The sequence below is a fragment of the Reichenbachiella versicolor genome (genome assembly GCF_003171675.1).
Taxonomy (GTDB): domain Bacteria; phylum Bacteroidota; class Bacteroidia; order Cytophagales; family Cyclobacteriaceae; genus Reichenbachiella; species Reichenbachiella versicolor.
In genome coordinates this window covers 65,276-80,364 of record NZ_QFZQ01000003.1, presented here as the reverse complement: position 1 = coordinate 80,364, position 15,089 = coordinate 65,276, and the positions used below count along the sequence as shown (strand labels likewise).

General features: G+C 41.4%; 10 protein-coding genes. All 10 read left to right on the top strand.

From position 1 onward, the window contains the following. Nucleotides 1-96: 96 nt before the first annotated feature. The 10 genes from DKG80_RS08535 (at nt 97) to DKG80_RS08490 (ending at nt 15,089) form a co-directional block, all read left to right on the top strand. Nucleotides 97-1,761, top strand: coding sequence for a right-handed parallel beta-helix repeat-containing protein (locus DKG80_RS08535; protein WP_109830915.1), 1,665 nt, complete (start codon nt 97-99; stop codon nt 1,759-1,761). Between the two features lie 9 nt (nt 1,762-1,770). Further along, the gene (locus tag DKG80_RS08530; protein WP_109830914.1) at nt 1,771-2,799 is read left to right on the top strand and encodes a LamG domain-containing protein; all 1,029 of its coding nucleotides are present in this window, start codon (nt 1,771-1,773) and stop codon (nt 2,797-2,799) included. Between the two features lie 84 nt (nt 2,800-2,883). Further along, the gene (locus DKG80_RS08525) at nt 2,884-3,828 is read left to right on the top strand and encodes a LamG domain-containing protein (RefSeq protein WP_109830913.1); all 945 of its coding nucleotides are present in this window, start codon (nt 2,884-2,886) and stop codon (nt 3,826-3,828) included. Beyond that, nucleotides 3,828-5,666: a sulfatase-like hydrolase/transferase gene (locus DKG80_RS08520; RefSeq protein WP_245906980.1), complete on the top strand. Its 1,839-nt coding sequence runs from the start codon at nt 3,828-3,830 to the stop codon at nt 5,664-5,666. Before DKG80_RS08525 ends, DKG80_RS08520 begins: the two co-directional genes overlap by 1 nt. A gap of 141 nt (nt 5,667-5,807) precedes the next feature. Continuing rightward, the gene (locus DKG80_RS08515; protein WP_245906979.1) at nt 5,808-7,577 is read left to right on the top strand and encodes an arylsulfatase; all 1,770 of its coding nucleotides are present in this window, start codon (nt 5,808-5,810) and stop codon (nt 7,575-7,577) included. A 13-nt stretch (nt 7,578-7,590) separates the two neighbouring features. Then, nucleotides 7,591-8,889, top strand: coding sequence for a glycoside hydrolase family 117 protein (locus DKG80_RS08510; protein WP_245906978.1), 1,299 nt, complete (start codon nt 7,591-7,593; stop codon nt 8,887-8,889). Between the two features lie 2 nt (nt 8,890-8,891). Then, nucleotides 8,892-10,199 (top strand): glycoside hydrolase family 117 protein, encoded by a 1,308-nt coding sequence (locus DKG80_RS08505; protein WP_109830911.1) that lies wholly within the window; start codon nt 8,892-8,894, stop codon nt 10,197-10,199. Nucleotides 10,200-10,357: 158 nt separating this feature from the next. Then, on the top strand, nt 10,358-12,676 hold the full coding sequence (locus DKG80_RS21295; protein ID WP_221409084.1) for a family 43 glycosylhydrolase: 2,319 nt from the start codon (nt 10,358-10,360) through the stop codon (nt 12,674-12,676). A 123-nt stretch (nt 12,677-12,799) separates the two neighbouring features. Beyond that, complete coding sequence (locus tag DKG80_RS08495; RefSeq protein ID WP_109830910.1) at nt 12,800-13,942, top strand: extracellular solute-binding protein; 1,143 nt, start codon at nt 12,800-12,802, stop codon at nt 13,940-13,942. After that, on the top strand, nt 13,935-15,089 hold the full coding sequence (locus DKG80_RS08490) for a CaiB/BaiF CoA transferase family protein (RefSeq protein WP_109830909.1): 1,155 nt from the start codon (nt 13,935-13,937) through the stop codon (nt 15,087-15,089). The genes DKG80_RS08495 and DKG80_RS08490 overlap by 8 nt, the downstream gene beginning before the upstream one ends.

The window sequence follows — 15,089 nt, the reverse complement described above, 5'->3', positions numbered from 1 at the left end:
CGTTTTCATACAGATTGCTCCTTCCCTCTACTCGCAATGATGGCAAAATAACCTTTGGAAATATTTGTAAAATCCCTCCGACGAAAAGCAGAAACAATGAACAAAGCCATATTCAAATACACAGTTACCATCCTCCTTGGGACGCTATGTTTTACAACACAAGCTATAGACGTCACGATCAAAAGTGACGACTCTGATGCCAAAGCCACTGCAGAATTCAAAAAACTCCTAAAAGAAGGAGGCACAATCACTTTTGAAAAAGGCAGCTGGACAATTCACCTACCAAAAAACGTCGCCAAAGCAAAGGCCGATTTCACGATCAACGGAGCAAACAAAATCGGGTCAGATGAAACAGTGATGGGAGCTTATGAAGATAAAAAACTCATAAAAACTACAATAGCGTTTACGGGCTCCCCCATAGAGATTACTAAGACCTGTAAGAACGTATCCATTTCTAATATCAAATGGGATCAAGCAGGTCTACGAGGAGAAAGATTTCATGAACCAGTTTTGAACCTCGAAAATGTATTTTTTGACTGTAAGAACTGGACTGCAAGGCACTGGGCGAAAGTCGTTCTTAGTATGCCTGATGGCTGTAGTGGTAAAATCTCACATGTATCTTTCAAGAGTTATGGCTATTCTGGACTATGGCTGAATCGGTCTGTAGCCAAAGGAGTGTATCCGACTGTCAGTCGCGGCAAATTGATCATCGATAGGTGTTACTTTGAACCAGACGAAAAATCTAAAAGAGGCCAAAGCTCAGCTCTTAGTCATGATGCAGGAAATGATGAATACGCCCCTACTTGGAATCACAATGGCACGGTAGTCAGCAATTCCAAATTCGTTGATACGAGATTCAGTATATCAAAAGGCTCTAATATGATATTCACTAACAATATCATGATCTGTGAGCTATCTAAAAAAGAACCTTTCCATCTTGAAGAATTCACGAATAATATAGACGTCACCAACAATAGATTTATTTTCAAAGGAGATAAAGCCTTTCAAGTTATGAGCCTCGGTGCCACAGCTACCTGCTTTGACATCAACATCACTGGCAATGTGATTGAAAACAATGGAAAACTTGAACGCTTCATCTCAGCATCCGGCGCACACAATATCACGATCAATAGCAACAAAATTATCAACCCAGTACCTGGAACAGAATATGTCACTTTTTGGGGATGCAACAACACAGATATCAAAATCGGCACCGATGGCAACCCTCAACCTGGAATAGATGGAGCATACTCCAAAGTAAGCAATACAAAATGCAAACAGGTAATTGAATCCGGCACTTACTTTATCCAATGGGAAAGTGGAGAATACCTAGCCTTAGTCGATGGAGTAGTCAAATTTTTGAAATCCAAAAAGCTACCTACTAGCGACCAATTCAAGTGGAAAATCTCCTACGATTACAGTTCTAAACTTGGAAGTTACTATTTAATCCAAAACCAGAATAAAGACAAATTCTACCTAGAAGTCTATAAAGGCCCTACTAAACCAGAGCAGGATGCCAATCTTGGCAAGCCCTATGTGCTATTCGAAGAGTTTGTACTTGTCGAAGCTAAAGGAGACTACAGAGACCTAGAAAGAGCACCAGGATTTTCGATTCATCAAAAAGATGGAAAGTATGCCCTTCTACCAGGAGGAAATGAAAGAAAAAGTCAAATAATCAAAAACAATGACCAAGCTATAGTCTCTATTGTCAAAAATCATAAAGACTCAAACTACCAGTGGGTTCTCAATAAAGTAGAATAAAAACCTGATATGAAAAACTTATATAAAGCAGTAGCACTAGTTCTACTTCCAATAGTCACACAGGCACAAACAGTTTCTCAACTTCCATCTGGAACAAAAGAAAATTATGTCAATTACCGAGATGCGAGTATTTCTGATGAGTTCAACTCCAAGAAGCTTGATAATAAAAAATGGGCACGAAGAAATACTGGTAATGAGACCACTACTCCCTACATCAATGACAAGTCATTGGTACAAATGGAAAAAGAAGGCAGGGTTCAATATGTCTCGATTAAAGCAGAAAGAAAAGACGACGAATACAGAACAGCAGGAATCGTGTCTGCTGCTACAGGCTATTATGGTTTTTATGTAACTAGGTTCAGATATCGAGGAGTCGATACTCCAGAAGTCAAGAAAAAAAGAACCGTCTGGCATCCATCAATATGGGGAGCAAGACTAGACAATGTTGAAGGTAAAAATCGTACCTCATGCCCTCCTGATTTTTGGTTGGAATTAGACTTCATGGAATGGAAAAACGGATCTAATGGATGGGGCAGCCATACCAATGCACGCATGCTAGATAGTAAGGGCAAACGTAGAAACATCATTCCTGCCAAACATGAAAAAGCCGAAATGAAAGACCACGCGGATATTACGGACGATAGATGGCAGACAATCGGTTTAGAATATTCTCCTGAACATCTTAAACTATGGCTATGGGAAGATGGTCAGTGGAAAGAATATGGAGACAGAGTAGTGAATTTTGTAGAAGACAATAACAAAGTTCCAGAAAGCAAATACACCCAATCCTCCATCGGTAAAAAGTCAAGAACACCTGTATTCTGGATTCTTGGCAACATAGTAGCTCGCTATATATATCGCCAGATTCAAGAAGGTAAAAACCAACGAACAAGTGAAGACATGTCCTTTGACATTGACTTCTTTAGATACTACAGACACATCGAGGCTGTTGATATGGATTGGGCATGGGAAAATGATCAACCAACAGGAAGTAAGCAAATTTTGAAAGACGAATCGAAGTTGATCCCAACAAAATAATTTCAGTTAATGCTCCTCACTTCTTTTCGAAAGAATTCCCCCTTTAGTCAGAGGGGGTTAATAAGATTTAAAAGAAACATAGACATGAATCAAAGCATAATACTCCTACTCATCCTCCCTCTTCTACTTGCTACACAAGTAGAAGCACAAGGGCTATTTCCACCAGAACTCAAGAACATCTATGCATCGAAGCCGGATAGTAAATACTCTGATGAATTCAACGGAAAACGAAAAAACAATTCCTTCGATACGAAGAAATGGCACTATAGAGAATCTACCAAAACAGGTCTAGGGCAAGGCAAAGAGTATGTCCAAGAAAAAGACGGTAAACTGATTTGCTATGGTCACAAGAACAAGCGTAAAGCTGGAGCTATCGTCTCAAATAATTATTTCCAATACGGGTTTTACGCATTTAATTGGAAGACTACCGGTATCGTTCCAGACGCCCGAAACGCTTGGCACCCCTCAGTATGGGGATCTCTCAACGACACTAGAAGAAACAATGTACCCGGAACAACTGGTGAGAATAGCAACTGGATGGAGATCGACATCATGGAATTCTCGACTTGGTCAAAAGTAAAAACTGACTGGAGTTCAGATGCACCGTGCTACCTGTGGGTAGATTCTTTAAATAAGAAAGTAAAGGTCAATATAAAACCAGGACCTTCATTCGGTTGGAAAAAGGCCATCATGATCGATGGAAAAAAGGATAAATACAAAGGCGAAATAATCGGAAGATCAGGCTTTGACCAGTGGCAAACTTGGGGAATGGAATACCACCCTGAGTACTTACAAATGTGGTACCTTGACAGTGAAGAATGGGTAAAAGTCGGACACCGTATCAACTTCTCAGAAAATGATGTTGCGCCATCACTACGAACTGTTCCGAACAAAGCTAGAAAGCCACTGTATTGGTATTTAGGAAACCTTTTCTTGCCACAAGGAAAAACACCAATACAAGAAGAACAAATAACAAATTCCACATTCGAAGTGGATTGGTTTCACTATCACCCGTTAAAAACTAAATAATGAAGAGTATGAAATTGGTCAGACTAATTCTAGCAGTATTAACCATACTTTTAGCTAGTAAAAGCACTATCGCCCAAAAACAACAGCCTAACATTCTATGGATGTTGACAGATGATGAGCGATATGATGCTGTTCGTTCATTTAATAAGATCCTTACTGGACAAGAAATGAGTGAACTAGGTTATGTTGAATCTCCAAATGTAGATAATCTAGTAAGTCAAGGAACAACCTACATCAACACTTACTGTCAGGCAACTGGATGTGCGCCATCCAGATCTGCGATGCATCTAGGAAGGTACCCTTTCAGATCAGGGGTTTACGAATTCGAGTACTATAATAACAATGCAGAGCACTGCAAACCTACTTTGCCCGAGCAAATGGCAGATCTCGGATACCAGACAATCATCATTGGCAAACAAGGTGTGAGAATTAAAACTATCAATAATCAGGGCAAATCTGTACCATTTGAGATGTATCAGACCAATATCAGTTTTAAACAATTACGTCGAGACGGATTGACAGATTGGGGTAAAGATTGGTTTTATGAAATGGACGGTGAGAAACTAGAAAAGCCAATGAAACAAGTCAAGTTCTTTGTGACCCCAGAGGGTGAATTCGAATATGTCCATAAAGAACTCGAAGTAAATAACTCTAAACACAAAGGAACTGCCAAAAAGACTATGAAGAAATATGACCTTCTACGTCATTACACTCCCCAAAAACCCAATAATAATATTGATGGGATAATCCTATCAGGAGTTAGTTCTCAACCTGCCGGTAAAACGCGTGATGGCCACTACGCATCCATTTTCGAAGACTACCTAAAAAACGAGAACAAAAAATTTGCAGCTGGATCAAGGGTGTTTGAAGGAGTAGATACTTCAAAGCCTCTATTCTGTAATATAGGTTTTGACTATCCACACACTCCAGTATTACCCCCTGCTAGCTACCGAGAAAGGTTTGCTAAGAAGAAATATAAAGTTCCAGAATTCAATAAAAAGGAATTGGAAAATATGCCTTCACAACTGAAAAAAATCGCCATTAAGAGCATGTCAGACCATTTCACAGATGAAGAAAAGCAAAAAATGATTCAGGACTACTACGCATTTTGCGCCTATGGCGACGAACTCGTAGGTCAAGCAGCCAAAGCTTTTATCGAGTACAGTGAAAAGAACAATCAAGACTGGATCATCATGTTTGTATGTGGCGACCATGGATGGAAGCTCAATGATCACGGCGCTATATCTAAATTTTCTTCATGGGAGATCGATAGCCATAACCCTATTGTAGTTGTATCATCTGATAAGAAAACTTTTCCAGCTGGAAAGGTAGTGCAAGACTATACTGAATTTATAGACATAGCACCAACTTTCATGGCAGCCGGAGGAGCCAACCTGAAGGATAAACAATATGAATATCTGGACGGAATGGACATGGCGCAAATAGCATCGGGCAAAGCCCAAAAGCGCGACTACATCATAGGAGAAAGTCATGCAGTAACTGGCCCAAGAGCTTATATAAGAACCAAAGAATATGTCTTCTCTATGCAAACGCGTCCTCATAAGAAAAGAGGCGAAAATATGGAATGGGCACTAAACGCCTCATACAAGGAACTTGACCCTGCCTTATACGATATGACCAAAGATCCAAAAGAGACTAAAAATTTAGCATTCGACAAAAACTACGAAGAGATCGCCATGAAGATGAAAAAGAAGCTCATGGATATTGTATTAGGTGACGATAGAGTCGAAGTAGGCTGGGGTAAAAAAGCTGATGGTACCACTGTCTATCGCAGCAATTTCGCTCCAGGAGCGCATGACTATAAACTGAAACTATGACAATGTATCAATCACTTTTTTCAAACTGACAGACCACTATTCAGATAAACAAAAACTCAACAAGACATTAATAGCCCAGATGGCACAGTATGTATCCTGACTATCTAAGGCTATTAATGACTTTTACAAATGATGATAGCAATGGTAAGATTACAAATACTACTTACTCTGATCACGTTGCAAGGTATTTTAATTGCAGCACCAAATTCCAAACCTAATGTCATCCTCATACTTACTGATGACCAAGGTATCGGAGATATAGGTTGTCATGGTAATCCTTATATTCAAACACCTAATCTCGATGAGTTTTATACAGAAGCCATTCGTATGACAGACTTCCATGTCAGTCCATTATGTGCTCCATCCCGTGCTGCTATCATGACAGGCCGTTACCCTATCAACAATGGTGTCTGGGCAACTTACAAAGGTCGAGATGCCATGCACGAAGGAGCTACTACTATGGCAGACATCTTCAAAAACAATGGCTATACCACAGGAATGTTTGGTAAATGGCACTTAGGAGACAACTATCCCGTGAGACCGACTGACTCAGGATTTGATCTTGCTGTTCAACACTTGGCGGGTGGAGTTGGTGAACTGTCAGACTATTGGGGAAATAGCTACTTTGATGACATGTACTATGTCAACAATCAGCCCAAACAATTCAAAGGCTATTGTACAGATGTTTGGTTCCAAGAAGCCATGAAGTTCATCGACCAGAATAAGGATAAGCCGTTCTTCATCTACCTACCCACAAATGCACCACATAGCCCACTAATTGTAGAAGAAAAGTACGCAGCGCCTTACAGACCTGAAGTAGGCAAAAACATATACAGTGCAGAGTTCTACGGTATGATCACCAACATCGACGAAAACTTCGGCAAGCTAGAAGCATACCTCAAGGAGAATGATTTAGCAGATAACACGATCTTGATATTCACCACGGACAATGGCTCTGGTAACGGCCTTAGCAAAGATGGCAAGATTGGATACAATTATGGTTTCCGAGGTAAGAAAGGCAGTAAAGCTGAAGGTGGTCACCGAGTACCATTTTTCATCCGGTGGAAAGACGGAAAGATCAAAGGTGGAAAGGATATTAACGAGCTAACTGCACACGTAGACTTGATACCGACTCTAGCAAGTCTATGCGATTTAAAAGTTCCTAGTAACATGGAACTCGATGGACTAGACTTCTCCCTTCTTTTACAGAAAAAAGCTAAGAAACTCGAAGATCGAATGGTGTTCATCCATCATAGACAGGACTGGAGACCTCCTATGGATTTTGACCAAACATGCATAATGGTAGATGATTGGAGGTTAATTAATGGTGATCAACTCTACAATGTAGATAATGACCGTTTTCAAAAAAACAACATTGGAAGAGATAATTGGGACTTAGCCTATCGAATGATAACTGCTAATGAGGAATTCGTCAAAAAAGCGAAAGAGAATCCAGAGTATAATGAATTCCCATACCACATTATTGGCAATTCAATCCAGCCAGAAGTCAAGCTAACAATACAACATGCCATCGGTGAAGACAAAGGCATCTGGAAAGCTGAGCAAGTTTCAGCTGGTATGAAAAACACCAATAACACCCATTCGCTCAAAATCGAACAGGATGGCAAGTATCTCATTAGTTGTCAAAGATGGCCAAAGGAATGTTCAGGTCCAATATTGGGAACCCCGAAAAAGAACCCAAAGGATCTCTATGATTACAAGGCTATTTCACCACAAAAAGTGCGTATCAGTATCGCCAACCAGATACTAGAAAAAGAAATTTCACCTACCGATGAAGCCGTTACCTTCGAGGTCTACCTCTCCAAAGGAAAGACCATGCTCGTGAACGACTTCATCGAAGGCAAAGAAAAATATGGGGTGTATTACACCTATATAAAAATGTTAAAATAACAATGTGCAAATGATGACTAGTAAACTAATTATTCCTCTATTGACCATCGCCATGATATGGTCATGCAGTCCAAAACAAGAAGTAGAGACTCCAGCAGAAGTCACCAATCAGGTATTTCCACATAAACTACCTGAATCGAAGCCAAACTTTCCTATGAGTGCAGCAGCGGAAAGAATGTTTGATTACCCAGCCCCGCGTGTACAAGACAATGAGCTTTTCTCGCAGTTTAAGTATACCAAATTAGAAGGCTTCGATTATAATGGAGGCGATGGAACTATCACCCGACGTGACCCTTCAAGACCAGTATTGATTGATGGAAAATACTACATTTGGTACACAAAACGCCATACTAAGGTTCCTCCAATTGGCTGGAATAGAGCAAATGAAGCAACTGACGAAATTCCATCTACCGACTGGGATTTGTGTGACTTATGGTATGCTACCAGTGAAGACGGCTTCACTTGGGAAGAACAAGGGGTAGCAGTAGCTAGACCTGAGAAACCAGCATTAGGATGGAGATCAATAGCTACTCCTGATATTCTAATCTGGAAAGGCAAATACTACCTGTACTTCCAAGCCTTCAACGAACCAAGCGGTACGCGTGGAGACTGGTGTCCAATTTCTATGGCTTACGCCGATTCACCAAATGGCCCTTGGACACATGTTGGTAAACCTGTAGTACCGTTCGGCAAAAAGGGAGAATGGGATCAAGACCAAACTCAAGATCCACACCCGATCATATACAATGGGAAAATCTACCTATACTACAAAGCTGCCTACAACAAATGGCCAGAAAAACGTGATAAGTATGCGGTAGCCCATGGATTGGCCATCGCAGAAGATCCATTTGGTCCATTTGAAAAACACCCGCTAAATCCGGTACTGAACTCAGGACATGAGACGACCTACTTCCCATTTAAAGAAGGCATCGCAGCACTAGCGATCAAGGATGGTAACGAAGCACAAACTATGCAATATGCCGCAGACGGCGTCAATTTCAATATCGCTGCAACTGTAGAGCTTACTCCTACAGCCACTGGATTCTACACACCTGATGCCTTCACAGGAACCGAATATGGAAGAGGGGTAACTTGGGGTGTATGTCACTTCATCAACGCAGCTACATCAAGAGATAAAAAGCATTCGATCATTGCCCGTGTAGATTGTGATTTAAGCTTAGATGTTCACGAGCCAAGAATGAAAAGCACAGGGGTATGGCATAGACCAGAAGTATTCTTCAAGCAGGGACTTGGAGGATTGAAAAAGAAAAGAATAGAAGCAGCAAAACAAGAAACACAAGCAACGAAATAACCATGATAAAGCAATTCATCAAAGCAGGTGCATTTTCAGCCTGTATCGCATTAGCCTTTAGTTGTACAAAGACTAAAGAAGCTAAACAAGAAACTCCAAAGGAGCCTACTTCATCACAAGCATTTCCATTCAAAATGCCTGAGACAGCACCAGACATTCCTATGAGTACTTCAACTCAACGTATGTTTGAATACCCAGCAAAACGTGTACAAGACAATGATCTATATTCATTGTTCAAATACACAAGGTTGAAAGGGTTCGACTACCATGGCCATGATGGAACTGTTTCTCGTCGTGACCCCTCCAGACCAGTTTTTGTTAATGGCAAATATTACATCTGGTATACTTACAGGAACACTGAAGTGGCACCTATAGGATATTCCCGAGCCAAAGAAGCAACAGATGTCATACCATCTACCGATTGGGATCTCTCAGATATCTGGTATGCAACCAGTGAAGATGGAATCACTTGGAATGAAATAGGTCCAGCAGTCGAAAGACCAGAAAAACCAAAATCTGGTTGGAGATCAGTTGCTACACCTGATATTCTAGTATGGGAAGGAAAATACTATCTGTATTATCAAGCATTTGACGAACCAAGTGGCTTAAGAGGAGACCTTTGCCCTGTATCAGTTTCATATGCTGACTCGCCCGATGGTCCATGGACACATGGTGCTGACGCTGTGATTCCTTTCGGCAAAGAAGGTGAGTGGGATCAAAATGCAACTCATGATCCACATCCTATTATTTTCAACGGCAAGATTCACATCTATTATAAAGCCGCCTATAACAAGTGGCCTCATTTAAGAGACAAATATGCCGTTGCGCATGGATTGGTGACAGCAGACAACCCACTAGGACCATTCGAAAAGCATCCGCTTAATCCAGTAATGAACTCAGGACATGAGACTACTTATTGGCCATTTAAAGATGGAATAGCAACCTTAGCGATCAAAGATGGAAATGAAAGAGAGTCTATTCAGTTCTCAAAAGACGGTGTCAACTTCGTTCCAGCAGCAAATGTTTCACTCCCCCCTACTGCAGCAGCTCCTTTCATTCCAAACCTATTCGAAAAAGAAGGAGGTAACAGAGGTTTCACTTGGGGACTATGCCATTTCGTGAATGCTGGTACCCCTACCACACTTCACTCAATAATGGGAAGATTTGATTGCGATTTGAGCCTTGATTATGAAAACTCATCTTTCAAGAAAACAGGCGACTGGCATCACCCAGATGTATACTTCGCTCAAAGCATGGAAACATTGAATTATCACCCAGAAGGCAGATATAAAAAGAAAGAGAAGAAGTAACCAAACCCGTCATCGAGAGAAGGAACAACAAAGCGTTCTGTATTGAGGAGCAAACCACTCTAAAAACAGATCACAGCTCTCTTCTCACGATGGCGACCAATTCCCTTTAAAGAGGGCAAGAGGGATGTAAGCATTCCAACAAACAAAAAAGTAGCAAAATGAAACACATCTTATTTACAACACTGATACTGCTGACAAGCCTGATAGGCGTTGCTCAGACAGACTTCAACTTTGCGGAATTACTCCCAGAGAAATTCGACAAAGCGAACATCATACAAGAAAAAAAATACAATGTCTGGGGAACAAACATTCTCAAAGGCAAAGACGGAAAATACCACGCTATCTATTCCCGTTGGCCCAAAAGTCGTGGGCACCTAGGATGGGTTACACACTCAGAGATTGCACATGCAGTATCTGATAACTTGACAGGACCCTACGAATTTAAAAATGTAGTACTACCAGCCCGAGGCAAACAATATTGGGACGGAGATTGTACCCACAATCCTCATGTGATCTTCGAAAAAGGAAAATACTACCTGTACTACATGGGCAACAAAGGCAGCGGATATTGGGATAAAACCAAGAAAAACCGCAAACCATCGACTAAAGATGCTGAGTGGTGGGTAAACCGAAATAATCAACGTATCGGCCTAGCGGTAGCTGACGATCTTAATGGAGAATGGACTAGAAGCGATAAGCCATTGATCGATGTGACAGGAGACAGAATGATGACTTCTACTCCTACCGTGACTCGTAGAAATGATGGCAAGTACTTAATGGCCTATAAGTATGTCGAGCCAAACCCTAAATTCAAGCATGGGAAAGTAGTACATGTCACAGCCGTTTCTCGTTTTCCACAAGGACCTTTTGTAGATACAGAGATTCCATTCATTACGCACGAGACAGCATCTTTCGCGATAGACGATCACATCGAATGGATCTTCAACGGAAACTACTACTGCTTAGCCAAAGACTCTAGAGGAGCCTGGGGTGATCACCCAAAAGGTTCTACCCTACTGTTTGAAGGTGACGATATGGGATTCGGTTGGAAACCAGCTAAAAACTTCGTAGTCATAGAAGCAGGTCAAATCAAATGGACTGATGGTACTGTAACTAAAACGAAGCGAACCGCTGACATGCCAAAGTTCTATATGGAAGAAGGGCTTCCAAAAGCATTGATCATTGCCATACTACCTGAAGGAAGCGATGATTCTTATTCATTAATTATTCCAATAAAAACTCCCAAGCCAGGTACAAAAGCTTTCCCATATCAGGTAACTGAGTATTCACCCGACTATCAATTGAGTTCAGCATTGGACAGAAGCTTTAACCAATACCCTTCCTATGTCAATGCTAAAAACGAACTATATACCCAGTTCAGATATACTAAGCTAACAGGCCTAGACTACAACGATGGAGATGCTACTGTCACACGTCGTGACCCTTCGAAAGTGCTATTCGAAAATGGAAAGTACTATGTATGGTACACCAAGAGAGAAACACCAATTCCACCAGTAGGTAGATTCTCTGAAGACTATACCGTCATGAATACCGATGGTACTTGGAATGACACCATCCCTACCACTGACTGGGACTTAGCAGAAGTATGGTATGCAACCAGTGAAGATGGTTTCCACTGGGATGAGCAAGGCGTCGCAGTAACCCGTCCTGAATACCCAACTCCAGGATGGCGTGCAGTGGCTACACCAGATATCCTGAAATTCAAAGACAAATACTACATCTATTATCAAGCATTCACAGAACCAAGTGGAGTTCGTGGAGATTACTGTCCTGTAGGAGTGGCTTACTCGGACTCCCCAGATGGTCCATGGACACACGTCAACGATGTCGTGATACCAACTGGAGCTAAAGGTGAGTGGGATCAATTTGCCATACAGGCACCTACTCCACTTGTCCATGATGGTAAAATTTATGTCTACTACAAGGCAGCTTTCAACCGTCCTCAGACAGTATGGAGTGGTATTGGATTAGCCATTTCGGATGATCCGTTAGGACCATTTGAAAAGCATCCGCTTAATCCAGTTCAAAACTCAGGACACGAGATCTGCTTCTTCCCATGGAAAACTGGTGTCGCCGCACTATCTATTCGTGATGGTAGTGAACACTTCACGATCCAATATGCAGAAGACTGGGTCAACTTCAAAGTCATGGCGATCACAGAGATGATGCCTACAGGTCCAAATGGCTATATACCTGATGCCTTTCTTGACAATGGAGATGGTCGTGGTTTCACATGGGGGATTGGTCACTTCATCAACTTCAAAGGCAAAAACAAAAGATGGCACTCTGAACTCTATCGCTTTGATTGTGACTTGAGTTTAGATCACGACTATCCAGACTTCAAACATCATAATTTCCTCAGAGCTCCAGAAGAGTACTTCAAGTACGGACTGAATAAAGAGCAAAAGGAACGCAAGCTCAAAGAGAACGAAGAGATCAGAAACGCTAAGAAATAAGCGAGTCTATAACGAGTCTATTGATAAAATACTATTTCACGCTCTGTACAAGCAACATTTGTACTTAAAGCATGAAAATGACGAAGTGACTAAAAACCTCGACGTCGGTTAAGAAAAAACAAAATGAGTACTGAGAATATACATTTAAAAGGAATAACATGGGATCATAGCAGAGGCTTCACCTCTGCCGTGGCTACTGCTCAAAGGTTTCATGAACTAAACCCCAACATAGAAATAACTTGGGAAAAAAGGTCATTACAAGCCTTCGCTGATGAACCTATCAACGAACTAGCCAAACGTTACGATTTATTGATCATCGATCACCCTTGGGCAGGGTTTGCTGCCAGAACGGGAGTGATACTTCCTCTAGATAAATACCTTCCTGAAGCGTTCATTAAAGATCAAGCTGAAAATACTGTCGGCAGATCACATGAAAGCTATTCATACAATGATCACCAGTGGGCACTAGCCATAGATGCAGCTACTCCAGTAGCAGCAAGTAGACCAGATTTGCTAGAAGAGCCTCCTAAAAATTGGGATGAGTTAGTGGAACTTGCTAAACAAGGAAAAGTAGCGATCCCAGGTATTCCACAAGATACACTGATGAGCTTCTACATGGTATGTTGTAATCTAGGTGAAGAAGTTGCCTCTACTAAAGACCACTTTATCTCAGAAGAGACAGGACTAAAAGGTTTGGATCTATTGCGCGATTTGGGACAGCACATTGACCGCGAATCCTATGATTTTAACCCGATCAAAGTCTACGAAGCGATGACCCTAGGTGATAAATACGCCTATTCGCCGTTCGCTTATGGTTATACTAACTACTCAAGAGAAGGCTATGCACGCAAATTCTTAAAATTCCATGACATGGTAGAGCTAAATGGACAAGGTCTTATCAGTACGCTAGGAGGTACTGGATTAGCAATCTCCTCAGAATGTAAGCATGCAGAAATAGCTGCTAAATACGTAGAGTTCACAGCAGATCCATTGACTCAGCGCACACTTTTCTTTGACAATGGTGGTCAGCCAGGGCACAGAAAAGCATGGACAGATACATACACTAACTTCATGACCAAGGATTACTTCAAGGATACATTACCTGCTCTAGACAGGTCTTTCTTGAGACCAAGATATCATGGACATATGTTCTTTCAAGATAATTCTGGAGCACCGATCAGAGAATATATGATGAATGGTGGTAATCCAAAAACAGTCCTTGACAAACTGAACGAATTGTACATCAAATCTTTAGACGATGAGTAAAAAGCTTCCACTAGAAGGAATCACCGTCCTTGAATTTGCTCAGTTCATGGCAGGTCCCTCAGCAGGGCTCAAGATGGCCGATCTAGGTGCTAATGTCATCAAGATAGAACGCCCTGGAAGTGGAGAGGCTGGTAGAAAAATAGCTATCAAAAACCTATTTATAGGCCCAGATAGCTTAGTATTTCATACCATCAATCGAAACAAAAGGTCCTATAGTGCGAACTTGAAAGACCCCAATGACTTAGCTAAGATCAAAGAAATGATCAAACAGGCTGATGTCATGACCCATAACTTCCGTCCCGGTGTGATGGAAAAAATAGGGCTAGACTATGAAACAGTCAAGCAAATCAACTCTGGGATCATATATGGAGACGTTCTAGGATATGGAGATAAAGGTCCATGGGCAAAAAAACCCGGACAGGACCTTTTGATTCAGTCGCTATCAGGCATCTGTTACCTTACAGGAAACAAAGATGACAACCCTACCCCAATGGGACTAGCAGCCTCAGATATGTTCACCGGTGGTCACTTGGTGCAAGGAATCTTAGCTGCACTTATCAAAAAGCAAAAAACAGGTGAAGGCTCAAGGGTATCAGTAAGCTTGCTAGAAAGCACCATGGACATGCAGTTTGAATCATTGACAGCCTATGTCAATAACGGCAAGAAGATGAGCAATCGAGCAGCAAAAGGGAATGCACAAGCCTTCTTAGGAGCTCCATATGGCATATATGAAACAGCAGATAGTCATGTAGCTATAGCCATGAAACCCCTTAGCGAATTGGCAGATGCTATGGAAGTTAGTCTACCAGTAGCATTTCAATCGGTAGAAAGTTGGTTTGGCAGTCGTGATGCCATCATGGAGTGGCTGCAAGAAACATTTACTTCCAAAACCACTGAAGAATGGATCTCTAAGTTGGAAACAAAGCAAATCTGGTGTGGACCGGTCTACAACTATGATCAAATTTTGAACCATGAAGGATATCAAGTACTCAAAATGGATCAAGAAGTAGAAACAAGCGATGGAGACAAAGTAAAAACCACTCGCTGCCCAATTAGAATAGACGGTAGTAGAATTTTCTCCAGAAAATCAGCTCCAAAAACTGGAGAAGATAACGAAGCAATAGAAAAAGAATTTAATCTGAATTGA

Bases quoted from the DNA above. Each gene is read 5' to 3' on its own strand.
- DKG80_RS08520 (WP_245906980.1), top strand. From the start codon at position 3,828: ATGAAGAGTATGAAATTGGTCAGACTAATTCTAGCAGTATTAACCATA.
- DKG80_RS08505 (WP_109830911.1), top strand. From the start codon at position 8,892: ATGATAAAGCAATTCATCAAAGCAGGTGCATTTTCAGCCTGTATCGCA.
- DKG80_RS08530 (WP_109830914.1), top strand. From the start codon at position 1,771: ATGAAAAACTTATATAAAGCAGTAGCACTAGTTCTACTTCCAATAGTC.
- DKG80_RS08515 (WP_245906979.1), top strand. From the start codon at position 5,808: ATGGTAAGATTACAAATACTACTTACTCTGATCACGTTGCAAGGTATT.
- DKG80_RS08490 (WP_109830909.1), top strand. From the start codon at position 13,935: ATGAGTAAAAAGCTTCCACTAGAAGGAATCACCGTCCTTGAATTTGCT.
- DKG80_RS08525 (WP_109830913.1), top strand. From the start codon at position 2,884: ATGAATCAAAGCATAATACTCCTACTCATCCTCCCTCTTCTACTTGCT.
- DKG80_RS08495 (WP_109830910.1), top strand. From the start codon at position 12,800: ATGAGTACTGAGAATATACATTTAAAAGGAATAACATGGGATCATAGC.
- DKG80_RS21295 (WP_221409084.1), top strand. From the start codon at position 10,358: ATGAAACACATCTTATTTACAACACTGATACTGCTGACAAGCCTGATA.
- DKG80_RS08535 (WP_109830915.1), top strand. From the start codon at position 97: ATGAACAAAGCCATATTCAAATACACAGTTACCATCCTCCTTGGGACG.
- DKG80_RS08510 (WP_245906978.1), top strand. From the start codon at position 7,591: ATGACTAGTAAACTAATTATTCCTCTATTGACCATCGCCATGATATGG.